Source organism: Gordonia sp. B8661-1, from assembly GCF_059427765.1.
Genome location: NZ_JCAHRL010000010.1, coordinates 39161 through 56560, shown reverse-complemented (window position 1 = coordinate 56560; position 17400 = coordinate 39161). Strand labels below are relative to the sequence as shown.

Below are 17400 nucleotides of genomic sequence, written 5' to 3'. Positions count from 1 at the left end.
GAACGGGTATGGGATCAGATCGCAGGGGAAGGCCGGATGCGGCGACGGTGTGGCCGGTGGTGGCCGCGGAACGACGGCGTCTCGTCGCCGATCTTCGGCGGGTGTCACCCGACGTCTGGGACACTCCGTCGCTGTGCGACGGCTGGGATGTGCACGATGTCGCCGCTCATCTCGTCGATGTGGCGCGGACGACGTGGCCGGGATTCATGCGGCGGATGATCGCGGCACGGTTCGACTTCGATCGGGACAACGACGCCGGCGTCCGCCGTGAGCGGCGGGAGCGCCCGACGGACACGGTGGATGCGTTGGCGGCGGTCGTCGACCGGCGGAGCTCGCCGCCCGCCCCACTGGTCACGCGGCTGGTGGAGGAATTCGTCCACGGGGAGGACATCCGGCGGCCGCTGGGCATCGTCGCCGACTATCCGCTCGACGCCGTCGTCGACGCTCTCGCCTATCAGCTGCGGACGTCGGTGGACTTCGGTGGCGGACGCCAGCGGGTCGACGGTCTCACGGTGGAGGCGATCGACGCGGATTTCACGCACGGTTCCGGGCCGGTGGTCTCCGGCCGTGCCATCGATCTGCTCCTCGCCGTATCCGGCCGGCCGGTACCCGAGGGGGCACTGTCCGGACCGGGCGCGTCGCGTCTGCCGACCGCCTAGACGGCCAGCGGGTCGGGCACCTCGCCCTCGCGGATGGGGCAGCGGGTGCCGCTGTATATCGTCGGCATGCAGAGGTTGCAGTGGACGCACTTCGAGGTGGTCGACGGATCCTGCGCGATGCGCAGCGGCAGGTCGGGTTCACGCAGCAGTGCCCGGCCCATCGCCACGAAGTCGAAGCCCTCCGCCAGGGCCATGTCCATCGATGCGCGGTCGGTGATCCCGCCGAGCAGGATCATCGGCATCGACACGGCGGCACGCAGATGCCGGGCGAGCGGCAGCAGGTATCCGTCGTGGTACTCGTACTTCTTGAGGAACACCGGGGCGCCGACCTTGAGGCCCGCGCGCAGCACGCCGGTGAACGCCGCCGCGAACTCCTTGCGCGGAGCATCGCCATGGAAGAGATACATCGGGTTCAGCAGCGAGCTGCCCGCGGTGGGCTCGATGGCGTCGATGTAGCCGTCGGATTCGAAGAGCTGGGCCACCGCGCACGCCTCGTCGACGTTGAACCCGGTGAATTTCCCGGCCCAGCCGTTGCCGTGGCCCGGTCCAGGAGTGCCGACACCGTCGAACATGTTGAGCTTCGCCCAGACGGCGGCCTCGTCGCCGACCTCCTCGCGGACGGACTCCAGGACCTCACGCGCGAGGCGGGCCCGATTGACGAGCGGCCCACCGTACTGATCCCGCCGCCGGTTGAGCGACGGCGACAGGAACGACGAGATCAGATAGTTGTGCCCGCAATGGATCTCGAGTCCGTCGAACCCCGAGTCCACGGCGATCCGGGCAGCCCGGCGGAACGTCACCCGGAGATCGGCGATGTCGTCGACGGACACCTTGCGGGTCAGCGACATGCCCATGGGGGCCGGGATGCGCGACGGTCCGAGCGCCCTTGCGCGATTCGACGCGGAATTCGCGACGGCCCCGGCATGCCCCAATTGCGCTGCGGCCAAGGCGCCCTCGGCGTGGATGGCGTCGGTGAGCCTGCGCAGTCCGGGCATCGCCTCGTCGCGCATCCAGATCTGATGCCGGTCGGTGCGGCCCTCCGGCGAGATCGCGCAGTAGGCGACCGTGCTCATCGCGGCACCGCCTGCGGCGACCTCGCGGTGGAAGTCCACCAGTTCGTCGGTGACGACGGCGTCCGGGGTGACGCCTTCGAAGGTCGCGCATTTGATCAGCCTGTTGCGCAACGTGAGTGGGCCCAGTCGGGCGGGCGCGAACGGGTCGGTACCGGTGGTCATGGCTGCTCCTGGAGATGGGCTGGGCTGTGGACGTCAGGGTGCTGGTGCCGACAGACCTGCCGTGGCGAAGGCGGCGAGGGCGTCGATGGCGGAGTCGGGGACCTCGACGTTGTCGCCGAAGCGGACGAGGATGAGCGCGAAGGCGAGCATCCAGCGACGGCGCGCCTCGGCGATGGTGAGGCCGGGGACGAGTTCGGTGAGCAACTCCGTCCACCGGTCGAGCTGGAACCACGGCTGAGTCCAGCCCGCGGTCGGGTGGGCGTGCACGAACCGGTTCAGGAGTTGCAGGTGCAGTCGTCCGAGTGGGGCGTCCTGGATCGTCAGGAACGGCGCGAGGACGCGGTCGACGAGTTCGCGGACGTCGTCGTGGGCGGGGTCGAAGGCGTCGAGCGGATCGGCCCACAGTGGCGCCAGCCGATCCTCGAGGAGTTCGGTGACGAGCTGTTCCTTGGAGCCGAAGTGATAGTGCACCGCGGCCGGGTTGGCCTCGGCCGCCGCGCAGATGGCGCGGACCGACACCCGGTCGTAGCCGCTGACCAGGAACAACCCTTCCGCGGCGGCCAGGAGGCCATCGCGGGTTGTCCGGGTCGTCGGTGCGCTCATGACTTCGAATCGAAGCATAGTTCCATCACTGTTTCAATCAATGATTGAAACAGGGCCGGAGATGGAGCCCCCGGGGAATGCCGAGGAGATCGGACCGGTTACTCCCGGGTACGGGGACGCGCTGCATCGGCGGCCGCTCGCGACGTAGGGTGGAAACCGTGGCTGAACACTTTGAAACAGTTGTCCTGGGTGCTGGTCCAGGTGGGTACGTGGCCGCGATCCGGTCCGCCCAGCTGGGCATGACAACCGCCGTCATCGAAGAGAAGTACTGGGGCGGTGTGTGTCTCAACGTTGGATGTATCCCGTCCAAGGCTCTCCTGCGGAACGCCGAGCTCGCGCACATCTTCAATCATCAGGCGAAGACCTTCGGGATGTCCGGTGACGTGACCTTCGACTTCGGCGCGGCGTTCGACCGCAGCCGCAAGGTCAGTGAGGGCATCGTCAAGGGCGTCCACTTCCTGATGAAGAAGAACAAGATCACCGAGATCGACGGATACGGCGTCTTCACCGATGCGCACACCATCAAGGTGGGCGACCGCGAGATCACCTTCGACAACGTCATCATCGACACCGGGTCGACCGTGAAACTCCTTCCCGGCGTTGAGCTCTCGGACAATGTGGTCACGTATGAGACACAGATCCTCACCCGCGACCTGCCCGAGTCCATCGTCATCGTCGGTGCGGGCGCCATCGGCATGGAGTTCGGCTACGTGCTCGCCAACTACGGCGTCGACGTGACGATCATCGAGTTCCTCGACCGCGTCCTGCCGAACGAGGACGCCGACGTCTCGAAGGTCATCGCCAAGGAATACAAGAAACTCGGCGTGAAGATCCTGACCTCCACCAAGGTGCAGAGCGTCACCGACAACGGCGACAACGTGACCGTCACCTACAAGGACGCCAAGGACAACGAGGGTTCCGTCACCGCCGACAAGGTGCTGATGTCCGTGGGCTTCGCGCCGCGCGTGGACGGCTACGGTCTGGAGAAGACCGGTGTGGAACTCACCGATCGTGGCGCCATCGCCATCGACGACTTCATGCGCACCAACGTCGACGGCATCTACGCCATCGGCGACGTGACCGCGAAACTTCAACTGGCACATGTGGCCGAGGCGCAGGGCGTGGTGGCCGCAGAGGTCATCGCCGGCGCGGAGACCATGAAGCTCGGCGACTACCGGTTCATGCCGCGCGCCACGTTCAGCCAGCCGCAGGTCGCCTCCTTCGGTCTCACCGAACAGCAGGCCAAGGACGAGGGCTACAACGTGAAGGCCACCAGCTTCCCGTTCAGCGCCAACGGCAAGGCCCAGGGCCTCGGTGAAACGGCAGGCTTCGCCAAGCTCATCACCAACGCCGACACCGACGAACTGCTCGGCGGACATCTGGTGGGTGACAACGTCTCCGAGATGCTCCCGGAGATGACGCTGGCCCACAAGTGGGATCTGACGGCCAAGGAACTGGCCCGCAACGTACACACCCACCCGACGATGTCGGAGGCGCTGCAGGAGACGTTCCATGGCGCGATCGGGCACATGATCAACATGTGAGTGCGCGTTGCGTTGGGGTTGCCACGGCGCGATCGGGCACATGATCAACATGTGAGTGCGCGTTGCGTTGAGGTTGCCACGGCGCGATCGGGCACATGATCACTATGTGAGAGAAAAGCGTTGCGTCGGGGTTGCATGTATGCGGCCGATATTCGTGATCAACGGATGAATCCGCTCCGATGATGATAAAAGACCGCCCGTCTGTCGACGGGCGGTCTTTTATGTGTCCTTTCGGAGGGCACTTCTCCGGGCGTTCGCATTTTGGCCGAATGGACGTCGACTCGGGTTCACTATCGCCAATTTCAGCGCCACCTCGACTGTTGGTCGAGGGTTTGTGAAACTGAAAGTATCCGAAAGGTGCACAGTCAACTGTTGACAGCAAATCAGTCAAACCGCTCTGACCAGTGACGATGCGTTTCAATATCTCGGTTGGATAACGGAGATCTTTGCGATCTGTCACGAATGTGACCGATGTGTCATGTTCGACATAGTTGATCGACTCGGTTGATCAGCTGAGCGTTACACGTCATTTCCATCCCCAGAGAGGACACCACCCATGTCTGATATCGCAGCTATCGGAGACATCATCAAGGCTGTCGGCGATCTCGTCGACAAGGCCGGTTCGAGCGGTGGCGCCGACGGCGGCAGCAGCGGCTCGGGCAGCTAAGACCCGAATGATCGTCATTCGTGGGTCGCGTCGCCTGACAGAGCGGCGCGACCCACGAATGCGTTAGAGCGTCATTGTTTACATTGTGTCGAATTCGTCAGGAGATCGTCATTCTCAGTGATTGCGCCGAGATGGCAGCGTCCGGAGCGGGCCGCGTCGCGGTGGCCGCGTCGGACGTGGCGATCCGCAGAGTCGACCGATCCGAGGTGGATCGGGTTGCCGAGCTCGTCGGAGCGGTGACCTCGGAGATCCCGCTCTTCGACTGGGCGCTCGGCGACGCCGGCCGTGATCCGGCAACCCGGATCTGGTTCGCACGAATCCTGTTGGAGCCGTTGGTGATCGCCGGCCAGGTGATCGGCGCGGTTCGTCAGGGTGAGATCGTCGGCGTCGTGGCGTATCAGCTCCCTCCGGCCGACCGCTCCGCCGAGCATGAGGCGGTGGAGCGCGACCCGCGTGACATCGAGATGGCCATGTCGATCCCCGGATTCGTCGAACGCGTCGCGCGGATGCTCGACGACGGTGCACTTCCACCGCCCGATGCCGATGCCGTCAATGTGCTGGCGGCGGCCGTCCGTCCGGACGCGCGCGGCGGAGTACTCCTGCGCATGATGGCGCCGGTCGTGGATCTGTGTGATCGGACCGATCGGCGGTTCTATGCCTGGACGGCCCGACCTGAGTTGCGAGACCGCTGGGCCGGGCTCTTCGACGCCGATGTCTTCGATGATCGGGAGGTCGACGGGATCACCCTGTACGGGCTGGCGTCGGGGCTCACGGAGGGTTAGCGATCTGCAATGTCTGAACCTCAGAGTGAGACTTTTCAGTCTCAAAAAGGCAAGAAGTTGCATGGTCAACCGTCCCAGTCAAGCGCTCCAAATCGCTTGGACCTGCGAATATGAGAGAATCTTATTTCGTTTAGATAACGGCAAATTATGACTCAGGTCACGACTGTCACCGATGTGTAATGTTCGACATCGTTGATCGGGGATCCGATCACACGCACCACGGTGCGGTTCCCCTCGCAAGAGAAAAGAGTTGAAAATGTCAGGTGACGCACTCGAGATCGCCGGCCTGTCCGAGCTCCTCAAGACCCTGAACGGCGTCCTCGGCGGCATCGGTTCGACCGAGAACGGTGGCAGCTTCCAGGGTGGCGACGGCGGCAGCGCCGGCGGCGGACTCGGCATGTAGTCGTCGTTCACCACTCGTGCAGTGGGTCGCGCCGCTCGGCGCGGCCCACTGCGCTGGTCACGGATATCGGTTCAGAAGTCTCGGAAAGGTGCGATAGGTGAAGGGGTTGGGTTCCGGTCGACGCGACATCGCCTCGCTCCGTGAACTCATCGGCTCCGCACTGCGTCGGCACCCCTGGCTCGTCGCAGGACTGATCGTCGCCCAGATCGTCTCGGCCGCCGGAACTCTCGCGCAACCCGCTCTACAGGGCGCGATCATCAACAACGGTGTCCTGGCCGGGGACTCCGCCTACATCAACCGGATCGCCGTACTCATGGTGATCGCCGCCGTGATCGCCTTGGCCGCGGGGCTCGGCGTCGCGGTGTTCGGCTCCGGGCTGTCGGCCCGTTCCGCCGCGGAACTCCGCGAACGCATCTACCGGCAGGTGATGTCCCTCGGCCGCGCCGATGCCGATCGGTTCGGCGCCGCGACGCTGATCACCCGGAGCACCGCGGACGTCGTCACCGTCACGGGAGCGCAGTTCTCCCTGCTCACCGTCGCCGCCTCGGCGCCCCTGCTCACTCTTGGTGCGGTGATCGGTGCCGTCGGCCAGGCCCCCGGATTGTCCCCGCTCATCGTGGTGATCGCGGTGGTGCTGGCAGTCGTCCTCGGATGGGCCGTCTCTCGCATGCTGCCGCTGGCGCGTCGTAACCAACAGGCGCTGGATTCGGTCAATTCGACGGTGCGTAGCCAGGTCACCGGGATCCGGGTCATCCGCGCGTTCGGGCGCGAGCGCCACGAGATCGGGCGCTTCGAGGAGCTCAACGACGAGGTGACCACCGTCGCGCGCAGGCTGGCGGTCCTGCAGATCATGATCCTGCCGGTGGTCGTCCTGATCGTGAATGCCACGACCGTGATCGCGATGCTCGCCGGTGCCCGGCTCATCGACGCGGGCACGATCCGGATCGGGCAACTCACCGCCTTCACCGGCTACCTCACCCAGGTCGCCGCCGGAGTCGCCATGCTGGTCGCCGTGACGGCGGTGTTGCCCAAAGGTGTGGTGTCCGCCAAGCGGATTCGTGAGGTACTCGATGTGTCGCCCGCCGATCGGGGAGAGTCGTACGCACCGGCCCGCGGGCGCGCGGTCACCCTCGAATTCCGTTCCACCGCATACCGTTATCCGGACACGACCCGAGATGCCGTCAGCAACGTCGACCTCGTCTGTTCGCCCGGGACGCTCACCGGAGTGATCGGCGGGACCGCATCCGGCAAGTCGACACTGCTGGCGCTCATCCCGCGTCTGCTCGATCCGACCGCCGGGGAACTGCGGGCCTGCGGCGTGGACACCAGATACTGGTCGCCCGCGGCCTTGCGCGCCCTCGTCGGATACGCCGGGCAGGGCCGGTCCCTGCTCGCCGGGGACGTCGCCGAGAACCTGCGACTCGGCCGTCCGGATGCCGACGACGACGAGTTGTGGCGCGCGCTCGAGATCGCTTGCGCCGCAGACTTCGTCCGCGCCCGGGAAGGCGGCTTGCATGCTGCGGTCACGCAGGGCGGTGCCAACTTCTCCGGTGGTCAACGACAGCGACTCGCGATCGCTCGGGCGCTCATCGGTTCGCCCGGGGTGCTGTGCCTCGACGACGCGATGTCCGCGCTCGATCGGGGCACCGCCGAGTCGGTGCTCCGGGGTATTCGTGCACACCTGCCCGCATGCACCGTGATCCTCGCATCCCAGCAACCCACTCTCCTGCGGCTCGCGGACAGCATCATCATGCTCGACGGTGGTGCGGTGATCGCTCGTGGGACGGATCAGGAACTGCGTGCCTGGTCGCCGGAATACCGTGAATTGGCCGGCATGAGCGAAGGCCTCCCGGCGTGAGCGGGGGCGCCGGGATCCGGTCCGAGATCGTGGGTCGGTGGCGGCTGAACACGGCGGTGCTGTGCGCGGTGATCGCCGCGGTCGCAACCGTTGTCGTGCCCTTCCTGCTGGCCCGGATCACCAACATCATTCTCGCGGGAGTCGTCGGGCGGCAACTGGATCCGGGACGGACCGTGGCCGAGGCCGCGGACGGCCTGCGCTCGGCGGGCAGGTCCGAACTCGCCGCCCTCGCCGAGAGTCCCGGCGTCGTCCCGGGCGAAGGTATCGACTGGACCGAACTCTGGTCGACGGCGCTCTGGCTCGGCGTCACCTTCGTGATCATTGCCGCAGCGAAGTCCGCGGGAGATCTGCTGGCCAACCACACGGTGCAGGAATCGTTGCGACGCTTACGTTCCCGCGTACAGCAGACGCTGCATCGACTACCGGTCGGCACGGTGGACGGCACTCGGCGCGGCGAGATCCTCAACACCGTCTCGGTCGACGTGAACAATGTCGGCACCCTCATCGCTCCGCTGTTCGTGCGACTGCCGGTCACCATTCTCAGCACCGTCGGCGTCTTCGTCGCGCTGTTCCTGCTGTCACCGATGTTCGCAGGACTGGTGCTGCTGATGGTGCCGGTGTCCGTGGTGGTCGTGGTGCTGATCGCGCGCTGGTCGCGTCCCGCGCTGGAGCGGCAGTGGGCCGAGACCTCCGAGATGACCGCACATATCGAGGACATCTACGGTGCGCGGGACACCCTGGTCGCGCTGAATGCGCAGCATGCCGTCGACGGTCGGATCAGGGCGACCAATCAGCGACTCCTGGAGGCCTCACGCCGGGCGCAGACACTCGGCGGCAGTATCAGTCCGTCACTGGCCGCAGTCAATTCGATGCTCTTCGTCGTACTCGCGGTCGTCGGTGCCCAGCGTCTGCTGGCCGGTGCGCTCACCCTCGGTGCGCTGCAGGCGATCATCATGCTGGCGCTGCAGTTGGCGTCACCGCTCAGCGAACTCGCCGGCATCCTGCCCCGTATCCAGTCCGGTCTGGTGTCACTCGGGCGGGTCCGCCGATTCCTGGCCACGGCATCCGAAGCGGCGCCCGCGGTCGACGATGAGGTCTGTTCGGCACGACGGCCGCGCCACGGTGCCCCACCGGAGATCGTGTTCGAGGACGTCCGCTTCGGCTACGCGGACGATGCTCCCGTCCTCGACGGGGTGAACCTGCGGATTCGCCCCGGCACCACCGTGGCGATCGTCGGGGCGACGGGTTCGGGCAAGACCACCATGTTGTCCCTGCTGCAGCGTTTCGAGGACCCGAATCGCGGGCGAATTCTGGTCGACGGCAGTGATATCCGCGATCTGACGCGAAGTGAGCTCCGCGCCGGCATGGCCGTCGTCGCACAGGATCCGTGGCTGTTCGCCGGAACGGCCGGCGAGAACGTCGCCTACGGCGGGAGCGCCGAGCACGCCCGTGCCGCCGAGATCGTGAACCGGCTCCCGAGTGGCGCCGGCACCCCGGTCTCCGATGACGCGGACAGCCTGAGCGCCGGCGAGAAACAACTCCTGACGGTGGCGCGTGCGCTGGCCGCCGAGCCCCGCGTCCTCATCCTCGACGAGGCGACGAGCGCCGCCGACCCGCGCACGGAATTGCTGATCCAGCAGGGGCTGGCCGACCTGCGTGCCCGCACCACAACACTCGTGGTGAGCCACCGGTTGTCCACCCTCGCCTCGGTCGACGAGATCGCGGTACTCGCGGACGGACGGATCGTCGAATACGGCACCTTGGATGAATTACGTTCCGCCCGAGGTCACTTCGCACGTCTGTACGGGCAGCATATGTCCGGGCCGGCGGACCGTGAGATGGAAGAAGCGCACGGATGACAGAGATACGGACGGTCACCCTCGACGAGACCGAGCAGGCCGTCGACATCACCGCGATGACGCTGCCGGACATACCGCTCTACGAGTGGGTCCTCGGTGATGTCTGCGCCGACGACGAGTACCGCCGATGGCTCGCAGGCTTCCTGATCGGGCCGCTCGTCGCGGCAGGCCAGGTGGTCGGTGGCTTCGATGACGGAGAGCTGGTGGGGCTCATCGGATATCAGGTCGTCGGGCAGCCCGTGCCGGACACCCCGCATACCGATCGCGATGAGGTCGTCCGCATGGCCACGTCGGCACCCGGGCTCGGCGAGCGCTTCCTCCGCCTGCTCTCCGGGACCGGGATGACCCCTCCCGAGGACGGCGCCATCGACCTGTACATCGCCGCGGTGCGCCCCGACCTCCGGCGCAGCGGCATCGTCTGGGACATCATGGCGCCCATCGAAGAGCGCTGCCGTCGCGAAGGACGTAGGTTCTTCGTGTGGACCGGCCGACCCGAACTGCGCGACGGCTGGACCGCCCGGTTCGGTATTTCGCTCTACGACACAATCGATCTCGACGGCATCGAAATGTACGGACTCCAGTCGGAGAATCCTCCCCGAGAAAGGGAAACCCTGTGAAGATCATGTCTCGTCGCGCGCTCGCGGCCGTGGCCCTGTCGGCCACCATGGCGGTCGCCTCGGTGGGCGTCGCCGGCACCGCCTCCGCGGATCGGCCGACAGCGCTCGTGTCGTCGAAGAGCACCGGGCCGACCACCTCGGACATCGTCGTTCACGCGGCGTCGATGAACCGCGACATCCCGCTGACCGTCATCCACCCGCGGAACCCGTCGAAGCCCGCCGGGGTGCTGTATCTGCTCAACGGAGCGGGTGGCGGCGAGGATGCCGCCACCTGGCAGGGCAAGACCGACGTCGTGAAGTTCTTCTCGGACAAGAACGTCTACGTGGTGATCCCGATGGAAGGTGCGTTCACCTACTACACCGACTGGATCAAACCTGAGCCGGCGCTCCACGGTGTCAACAAGTGGTCGACCTTCCTCGCCAAGGAACTGCCGACAGTCGTTAACACGACGTACAACACCAACGGGCGGAACGCGATTGCGGGGATTTCCTCCTCGGGGACATCGGTGTTGAACCTGGCAATTCAGAATCCCGGACTATACCGGGCAGTCGGTGCCTATAGTGGGTGCGCGGCGACGTCGAACACCTACGGCTCGGCGTTCATTCAAATAGTGGTAGAGGCCCGCGGGGAGGCCGACGTGAAGAATATGTGGGGCCCCGTCGGGGGCCCGCTGTGGAAGGCCAACGATCCGGTCATCCACGCCGAAGGACTGCGTGGCACCTCGCTGTACCTTAGTTCGGCAAACGGACTGCCGGGTCCGCATGACAATTTGCAGAACGAACCGAGCCCGGGAGATCTGGCCGATCGCATCATGCTCGGCGGGACCATCGAGGCCGCCACGAATTACTGCACCGAGCAGTTGGTGGCGAAGCTGAATCGGCTGAACATCCCTGCGACGGTTGACCGTCCGGGACCGGGTACGCACTCGTGGCCGTACTGGCAGGACCAGTTGCACAAGTCGTGGCCTCAGCTCGCACGGGCGATCCGGTGACCACGGGTAGACGTACGTCGCTCGCGCGGCTGCGCGTCGTCGCGGTGGCCGCGGTGGTGGTGACCGCCGTGGTAGTCGGTGCGGCGGACCACCGATCGGCCGGCACGGCGTCGGCGGTGCCGCCGACGAAGACCGCACCGTCGGCGCCGCCGACCAAGACCGCACCGTCGGCGCCGCCGACCAAGACCGCACCGTCGGCGCAGAACACCAAGCCCGGAGACGAGAAGAAGAAGAAGTCGAAGATCCTGCAGGCCGGTGACATCGCGCCGGACGGTAAGGAGTGCGTCGGTTCGCAGCACACCACGCTGGGACGGGTCGCCGACATGATGATCGACGGCATCGCGGCGATCCTGCCCGCAGACATGCGTGGCCAGGCCCCGGTCTGGAAGGCCAACGCGCAGCGCGACCTCAAGAACGCACGCGTGCAGATGCTGTCGGTGTCGGGACCGACGGCGGCGCTCTCGGACAACGAGGACGCACCGGTCCACAAGTATCGTGACCCGATCTCGCAGATGATCGTGACCCAGCTGATGAATGTGCGGGAAGGCAAGGCGCACAGGTCGATCACCGTGCAGAACCTGTCGCTGGCGCAGGCCGTCGAGACGGTCTATTTCTATGCGTACGTCGCGGTGATCGTGCCGTTGACCCTGCTGCGCCGCACCATCGGGCCGATCGGTCAGATCGGTCCGGTCTCGATCGGCATGGCCGTGTCGATCCCGATTCTGCTCGGCGTACTCGGCGTGAATCTGGTGTATCAGGCGATGAGCAAGGCCCTGATCAAAGCATGTATGACCACCGTGACGCCGGAGGAGAAGGCGTCCGTGGGTCAGCCGAACCTGCCCGGTGGTTCGCCGTCGGACATCCCGGCCGCATTCCGGGAGATCGCGTCCCAGGTGATGATCGCCGATCCGAAGACCTGTCCGGCCATCGGTGAGATGCCGCTGTCGCGTGTGGCGTCCCGCACCGTCGAGTACATGCTCGCGACGAACAAGAACCCGGCGGCGCGCGCCCAGATCTCGCGGATCGCCAAGGATCTGAACCGGGTCATGCGGACCACGTGGGCGCCGGTCGGTGCGATTCCGGCCGATCCCGCCGACTTCACGACCATCGAGTCGGTGACCTCGAGCCTGATGACACTGATCCCGTACATCGGCGGCGCTCCCACCGATATGGCGATCGGGTGGAAGCACAACCTGGACAACGGCAAGAACCCCGGGAAGATGGTGCCGCTCGCCGACGTCACCGTCACCAAATCGCTGACCGCGGCCTACTACGCGTGGGCGATGAGCGCTCATATCGCGTCGGAGGTGTGGAGTTCCGCGGGTTCCGACGGCGCGGCCTCGATCATCAACGGATTGCTGCCGGCCGGTACCGACGTCACCCCCCTCATGCCACGTACCGGGGGCATCCTGAACGCACCGAACCTGTACGGACTGGTGGTCTTCCACAACGTGCTGCGATCGGTGTGTCTGGCCAGTGACAACACGGCGGCCGCCGCCGACGAGGCGGTGGCGGTGCGGGCCAATCCGGCCGCCCGGAGGTGGTGACACGTTCCGGACGGTAGCGTCGTGAGGTGACCACCCCCAAGGTCCGTCGGTGGCGTCCACCCGGGCCGCTCGATCTCTCCGCGTCGCTCGGCCTGCACCGTCGTGGCGGCGGTGACCCGGCGTTCCGGTTCGGGCGTGACGGATCCATCTGGCGGGCGGTGTACACCCCCGACGGCCCGGGCACGCTCACCGTGGTGGCATCCGGCGACGAGATCGCCGGTCGCGCATGGGGTCCGGGCGCGGACTGGCTCATCGAACAGATGCCCGCGCTCCTGGGCGCCGACGACGATCCGGAGGCACTCGTGCCGCGGCATCCGGTGGTCGAACATCTGGTGTCACGGGCGGAGGGCCTGCGACTGGGACGCACCAATCGAGTGTGGGAATCGTTCGTCCCGGCAATTCTCGAACAGAAGGTCGTCGGCGCCGAGGCCTTCCGCGCCTGGCGCTACCTGCTGACGAGATTCGGCGAACGTGCGCCCGGACCGGTACCCGCGGATATGCGGGTGCCGCCGCCACGTGCCGCCTGGACCTCGATCCCCAACTGGGAGTGGCATCGGAGTGGCATCGAACCGGTACGGATGCGCACCATCCGGGGAGCCACCGCTCTCGACGTCGAGAAGTATCCGGACAACCTGACGATCCTGCGCGGCGTCGGCCCCTGGACGGCGGCCGAGACCCGCGCGCGAGCGCTCGGCGACGCGGACGCGGTACCGGTCGGCGACTACCACATCCCGACCATCGTGGGCCGGACACTGATCGGGGAACCGGTTGACGACGACGGCATGCTCGAACTGCTGGAACCCTATGCGGGACAGCGCTATCGGATCATCAGGATGATCGAGCTGTACGGCGCCGGACGACCGCGCCGCGGCCCCCGGATGTCGGTTCGCGACTACCGTTCCCTGTGAACCCGGCGGACGCTTCAGGATGCCGGTGTCGGCCGTTCCAACACCAGCAGTGTCGCCGCGGCCTCGGCATCCGCGCGCAGCGCATGGGTGACCTGTGCGTCGATGTGGATCGCCGAGCCGGGCCGCAACGTGACACGGTCGTCACCGATGGTGACCTCGACCTCGCCGCGTTGCCCGATGATGAGGATGGGGCGACCCGCGCGGTGATCGGCCATGACCTGTCCCGGGTGGAACGACAGCCGGATCACGGTGGCGCCCTCGGTCTTCGCGAGCACCGCGATGTCGGGTTTGGCGGCCTCGGCGTCGCCCGTGAGCTCGGTCAGCCCGGTGACCGACTGCCAGCCGTTCATGCGTCGGCGCCCGATTGCACCGCGATGACCGGCGTCGCGCGCCGGATTGTCAATTGCGACATCGTGGCTCCTCGGTCTCGACTGTTCTCCTGACGACCGACATTACGTCACATCAGGACGTCGGGTCGGCCGGTCTCTTCTTGGTGGCGACGACGTACTGCCCGAGTCCGGTGACGGTCTGTTCCACCTGGTCGGCGCCCGCGGCGTGCAGTCGATCGACGATCTCCTGCCGCCCGAAGATCCGTAGACCCGTCAGCCCGGTGACCTGCCGGACGCCGGGCAGACCGGTGAGTTCGGTGTGCACAGTGGTGAACACGATGACCTCGCCGCCCGGCCGGGTCACCCGCATCAGTTCGTCCAGCACGGGGAGCGGATCCGGGATCAGATACAGCGCGGCCAGGCAGGTGACGGTGTCGAAGGTGTTGTCTCCGAACGGTACTGCGTGTGCATCGGCGCGCAGATAGGCGGTTCGCGGCCCGGTGTTGGTGGCCGCCGCGCGGGCCAGCATCGACGGTGAGAAATCGATACCGACGCATCGGCCGTCACCGGTGAGTCCCTCGGCGATCCGCCGCACATACGTTCCGGGGCCGCAGGCGACATCGAGCATCAGCCGCTCGCCCGGACGCGACAGATACGCGGTCAGCGCCCGGTCGACGTCCGCGGTGTCCGATCCGCCCAGGCTGAACAGCCGGGTGAAGGTCGGGCGCCAGACACCCTCGTACACGCGTGAGAAGAGCGGATTCCGCATCAGTTGCTGCGCAATCGAATCCATGGAGCACCCCCGATGATCGGTCAGTTGGGTCAGACGCGTTCGTCGCGCTGGACCCGCAGCACGTCGAGAGTGGTGGCCAGCATGTCGTATTGGCCCACGAGGAGAACGAACGACACCAGATGCGACTCGTCGAGATGGCGGGTGAGTGCCGACCAGGTGTCGTCGCCGATGTCGCGCGTCCCGACGAGTTCGTCCGCGGCGCGCAGCAGCGTCCGCTCACGGTCGCCCCAGCCGGCATCCGGCCCCTCGAGGACACGCTCGATCTCCGCGGCGTCGAGTCCGGCGCGGCGACCGAGGCGCCGATGATGGTCGAGTTCGTACTCGCTGCCGCGCAGGTGGGCCACGCGGATGATGATCATCTCGGATTCCTTGCGCGACAACGCCCCGAACGGCATCAGTCGTGCGCCGAAGTGCAGCCAGGCGCGAAAGAGGCCCTTCGCTCGTCCGAGGGTCGAGAAGATATGCGCGTCCCGGACGCCGATCGCGCGTGCCGCGCCGCGGGAGAAGATCCAGTTGATCGGGCCCGAGTTCGGAGAAGCCGCCCGGTGCGACTCGGGGTGTGCCCATACCGACCACGGTAGACTACGGCGACTATGACGGGTATCACACAGAGAACCTTCACCAATGTCGACGAGATGAAGGCCGCGATCGGCGAGGATCTGGGATCGGGCGAGTGGCTGGAGATCACTCAGGAGCGCGTGAACGCGTTCGCCGAGGCCACCGGTGATCACCAGTGGATTCACGTGGATCCGGAGCGCGCCAAGGACGGCCCGTTCGGCGCTCCGATCGCGCATGGCTTCCTGACGCTGTCGCTGCTTCCGCTGTTGGCGGGCAGCATCTTCGGTGTCGAGGGCCCCAAGCTGGTCATCAATTACGGCATGAACAAGGTGCGTTTCCCGAGTCCGGTCCCGGTGGGATCGCGTATCCGCGCCAACGCCGCGATCGTCTCGGTCGACGAGGGGGACAAGGGCGTCACCATGGTCGTGCGGAACACCGTGGAGATCGAGGGCTCCGACAAACCGGCGTGTGTCGCCGAGAACGTCCGCGTCCTGGTCTACTGACGACGCGGTCAACCGAGCCCGGTCACCCGGGCCCGGTCAACCGATGTGCGGCTAGCGGCAGCCGGCGCGTGCCGGCTGCCCGCGTAGCCGCCGGTCCAGCCAGTCGATTGCGCCGGGGAATCCGGCGACCGCGGTGCTGACGTGTTCGCCCAGGTAGTCGTGATACTCGGCGCTGGCCCCCAGACGGCACTGCGCGCGGTAGAGATCGCGCGCCCCGGCCGCCGGGATCCACCATTCCTGTGCACCCTGGTAGATGTAGAGGGGGACAAGCGATTTCCGCTTGCTCATGGAGGTCACCTCGAAGATCCGCTCGGCCACCGGCGATCGGAACGGGTCCGGGTCGTTGGCCATCAACTGCATGGGCCAGAAGGTGCCCCCCGCCACCGTCGCGAGCAGGAAGCAGGAGTCCTTCAGCGGTGACGTGGCCAGCCATTCGGCGAAATGATTTGCCATGGGCAGGATCTCGGTCCGCTCCCGCGCGATGCCGAAGGTTGCCGCGTGCAGCAGTCCGGCGGCCAGGTTCGCGTTCATGCTGCCGAGCAGCATCCGGAAGTCGGCCGGTACCCCGCCGAGTGCGGCACCGACGAGTCGTGGCGCCACCTCCGGCGCATAGGTTCCCGCCAGGGCCGCGGCTCCCGACGTCGCAATGGCACCGCCCGAATAGCCGGCCATGGCGACCCGGCTGTCCCGGTACCGCTCGGGATACAACTGTGCGATCGCGCGGATGGCGTCCAGGATCACATGTCCGGCAACCGTGGGTTCGGCGTAGGCCATCCGCGGTCCCTGATGATCGGGTATCAGTACGGCGTAGCCGCGCGCGAGTGCCAGCTGGGTGAGCGGCGGGATCAGATCGGTGGTATTTGATGCGAATGAAATACCGTGTGCCAGAGTGTATCCGGGGTTACATTTGGTTCCGAGTGAATCGATCGGGAGATTGTTGACGACGACCGGGCGGGCGCCCCGGGCCGGTGCGCGTCCCGTCGGTTCGAGAAGGGTGGCGGTACCGAAGGACGGTTGGCCAACGGCATCGGTGGAACGGAACTTGACCAGCGTGGCCCGCGAAATCGGTGCGACGGCAAGCAGTCTCGCGGTTCCGAGCACGTCGCGGCTCGCGATCGGTGTGCCGGGCGACTGGCCGGCGAGATCGTCGGGCCACCGGTCGTACATCGGATCTCCCGTGGCGGTCGGTAGGACGGCCTCGCGGAATTCCAGTGTGCGATGGGAGAATCCGGCCACCTGCGCGCGTCGGGGAATGGTCCGGAGCTTCGGATAGGGGGCCGGTGGCACGAATCGGTCGATGGCCTGCGGGATCTGTGACGGCACGCCCATCATATTGGGTGGATCCGCGGGTGGCGCCGCCGCGGCGGTCGTGATGGTCGTCGGCCCCAGGAGGCCGACGGCGATGAGCACGGCCGGCCCCGCCACCATCATGCGGAGTCGTCTCCGCGAACGTCCTGCACTCCGCGCCATAGCGCACCTCCCCCAAGGCTGTGAGAGTGACCTCCCTCACACTTAGGACGCTAGGTTGCCGATCGTCTCGATG

The 17400-nt window shown here is 66.5% G+C and carries 17 protein-coding genes; 11 read left to right on the top strand and 6 right to left on the bottom strand.

The features are described 5' to 3' along the window. Positions 1-8: 8 nt before the first annotated feature. Positions 9-659 (top strand): maleylpyruvate isomerase family mycothiol-dependent enzyme, encoded by a 651-nt coding sequence (locus AC4JJG_RS18330; RefSeq protein WP_495398759.1) that lies wholly within the window; start codon positions 9-11, stop codon positions 657-659. On the opposite strand, the gene AC4JJG_RS18325 is transcribed toward AC4JJG_RS18330, so the two are convergent. Both AC4JJG_RS18325 and AC4JJG_RS18320 read right to left on the bottom strand, forming a co-directional pair. Continuing rightward, positions 656-1894 (bottom strand): oxidoreductase, encoded by a 1239-nt coding sequence (locus tag AC4JJG_RS18325; RefSeq protein WP_495398760.1) that lies wholly within the window; start codon positions 1892-1894, stop codon positions 656-658. The genes AC4JJG_RS18330 and AC4JJG_RS18325 overlap by 4 nt on opposite strands. A gap of 33 nt (positions 1895-1927) precedes the next feature. Then, the gene (locus tag AC4JJG_RS18320; RefSeq protein ID WP_495398761.1) at positions 1928-2497 is read right to left on the bottom strand and encodes a TetR/AcrR family transcriptional regulator; all 570 of its coding nucleotides are present in this window, start codon (positions 2495-2497) and stop codon (positions 1928-1930) included. A gap of 158 nt (positions 2498-2655) precedes the next feature. Here AC4JJG_RS18320 and lpdA point away from each other — a divergent pair, with 158 nt between their 5' ends. The 9 genes from lpdA to AC4JJG_RS18275 all read left to right on the top strand — a co-directional run bounded on the left by lpdA (position 2656) and on the right by AC4JJG_RS18275 (position 13674). Continuing rightward, positions 2656-4041 (top strand): dihydrolipoyl dehydrogenase, encoded by a 1386-nt coding sequence (gene lpdA / locus AC4JJG_RS18315; RefSeq protein WP_495398762.1) that lies wholly within the window; start codon positions 2656-2658, stop codon positions 4039-4041. Positions 4042-4839: 798 nt separating this feature from the next. Further along, positions 4840-5490, top strand: coding sequence for a hypothetical protein (locus tag AC4JJG_RS18310; protein ID WP_495398763.1), 651 nt, complete (start codon positions 4840-4842; stop codon positions 5488-5490). Between the two features lie 256 nt (positions 5491-5746). Further along, complete coding sequence (locus tag AC4JJG_RS18305) at positions 5747-5893, top strand: hypothetical protein (protein WP_495398764.1); 147 nt, start codon at positions 5747-5749, stop codon at positions 5891-5893. Positions 5894-5990: 97 nt separating this feature from the next. Then, positions 5991-7751, top strand: a complete 1761-nt coding sequence (locus AC4JJG_RS18300; RefSeq protein WP_495398765.1) for an ABC transporter ATP-binding protein — start codon at positions 5991-5993, stop codon at positions 7749-7751. Continuing rightward, complete coding sequence (locus AC4JJG_RS18295) at positions 7748-9610, top strand: ABC transporter ATP-binding protein (RefSeq protein WP_495398766.1); 1863 nt, start codon at positions 7748-7750, stop codon at positions 9608-9610. The genes AC4JJG_RS18300 and AC4JJG_RS18295 overlap by 4 nt, the downstream gene beginning before the upstream one ends. Next, entirely contained in the window at positions 9607-10227 is a 621-nt protein-coding gene (locus AC4JJG_RS18290) for a hypothetical protein (protein ID WP_495398767.1), read from the top strand. Before AC4JJG_RS18295 ends, AC4JJG_RS18290 begins: the two co-directional genes overlap by 4 nt. A 5-nt stretch (positions 10228-10232) precedes the next feature. Beyond that, entirely contained in the window at positions 10233-11219 is a 987-nt protein-coding gene (locus AC4JJG_RS18285) for an alpha/beta hydrolase (protein ID WP_495399596.1), read from the top strand. Beyond that, on the top strand, positions 11216-12766 hold the full coding sequence (locus AC4JJG_RS18280) for a hypothetical protein (RefSeq protein ID WP_495398768.1): 1551 nt from the start codon (positions 11216-11218) through the stop codon (positions 12764-12766). The genes AC4JJG_RS18285 and AC4JJG_RS18280 overlap by 4 nt, the downstream gene beginning before the upstream one ends. 26 nt (positions 12767-12792) lie before the next feature. After that, entirely contained in the window at positions 12793-13674 is an 882-nt protein-coding gene (locus AC4JJG_RS18275; RefSeq protein ID WP_495398769.1) for a DNA-3-methyladenine glycosylase family protein, read from the top strand. Positions 13675-13688: 14 nt separating this feature from the next. On the opposite strand, the gene AC4JJG_RS18270 is transcribed toward AC4JJG_RS18275, so the two are convergent. The 3 genes from AC4JJG_RS18270 to AC4JJG_RS18260 all read right to left on the bottom strand — a co-directional run bounded on the left by AC4JJG_RS18270 (position 13689) and on the right by AC4JJG_RS18260 (position 15191). Further along, positions 13689-14024, bottom strand: coding sequence for a cupin domain-containing protein (locus AC4JJG_RS18270; RefSeq protein ID WP_495398770.1), 336 nt, complete (start codon positions 14022-14024; stop codon positions 13689-13691). 112 nt (positions 14025-14136) lie between these two features. Continuing rightward, complete coding sequence (locus AC4JJG_RS18265; protein WP_495398771.1) at positions 14137-14796, bottom strand: class I SAM-dependent methyltransferase; 660 nt, start codon at positions 14794-14796, stop codon at positions 14137-14139. Between the two features lie 29 nt (positions 14797-14825). Then, on the bottom strand, positions 14826-15191 hold the full coding sequence (locus AC4JJG_RS18260) for a carboxymuconolactone decarboxylase family protein (protein WP_495398772.1): 366 nt from the start codon (positions 15189-15191) through the stop codon (positions 14826-14828). Between the two features lie 198 nt (positions 15192-15389). Between AC4JJG_RS18260 and AC4JJG_RS18255 the strand changes: the two genes are divergently transcribed. Then, entirely contained in the window at positions 15390-15857 is a 468-nt protein-coding gene (locus AC4JJG_RS18255; protein ID WP_495398773.1) for a MaoC family dehydratase, read from the top strand. Between the two features lie 51 nt (positions 15858-15908). On the opposite strand, the gene AC4JJG_RS18250 is transcribed toward AC4JJG_RS18255, so the two are convergent. Further along, positions 15909-17327, bottom strand: a complete 1419-nt coding sequence (locus tag AC4JJG_RS18250) for a lipase family protein (protein ID WP_495398774.1) — start codon at positions 17325-17327, stop codon at positions 15909-15911. Between the last annotated feature and the right edge of the window lie 73 nt (positions 17328-17400).

Bases quoted from the DNA above. Each gene is read 5' to 3' on its own strand.
- AC4JJG_RS18250 (WP_495398774.1), bottom strand. From the start codon at position 17,327: ATGGCGCGGAGTGCAGGACGTTCGCGGAGACGACTCCGCATGATGGTG.
- AC4JJG_RS18270 (WP_495398770.1), bottom strand. From the start codon at position 14,024: ATGAACGGCTGGCAGTCGGTCACCGGGCTGACCGAGCTCACGGGCGAC.
- AC4JJG_RS18285 (WP_495399596.1), top strand. From the start codon at position 10,233: ATGTCTCGTCGCGCGCTCGCGGCCGTGGCCCTGTCGGCCACCATGGCG.
- AC4JJG_RS18325 (WP_495398760.1), bottom strand. From the start codon at position 1,894: ATGACCACCGGTACCGACCCGTTCGCGCCCGCCCGACTGGGCCCACTC.
- AC4JJG_RS18260 (WP_495398772.1), bottom strand. From the start codon at position 15,191: ATGCCGTTCGGGGCGTTGTCGCGCAAGGAATCCGAGATGATCATCATC.
- AC4JJG_RS18310 (WP_495398763.1), top strand. From the start codon at position 4,840: ATGGCAGCGTCCGGAGCGGGCCGCGTCGCGGTGGCCGCGTCGGACGTG.
- AC4JJG_RS18265 (WP_495398771.1), bottom strand. From the start codon at position 14,796: ATGGATTCGATTGCGCAGCAACTGATGCGGAATCCGCTCTTCTCACGC.
- AC4JJG_RS18305 (WP_495398764.1), top strand. From the start codon at position 5,747: ATGTCAGGTGACGCACTCGAGATCGCCGGCCTGTCCGAGCTCCTCAAG.
- AC4JJG_RS18330 (WP_495398759.1), top strand. From the start codon at position 9: ATGGGATCAGATCGCAGGGGAAGGCCGGATGCGGCGACGGTGTGGCCG.
- AC4JJG_RS18290 (WP_495398767.1), top strand. From the start codon at position 9,607: ATGACAGAGATACGGACGGTCACCCTCGACGAGACCGAGCAGGCCGTC.
- AC4JJG_RS18320 (WP_495398761.1), bottom strand. From the start codon at position 2,497: ATGAGCGCACCGACGACCCGGACAACCCGCGATGGCCTCCTGGCCGCC.
- AC4JJG_RS18255 (WP_495398773.1), top strand. From the start codon at position 15,390: ATGACGGGTATCACACAGAGAACCTTCACCAATGTCGACGAGATGAAG.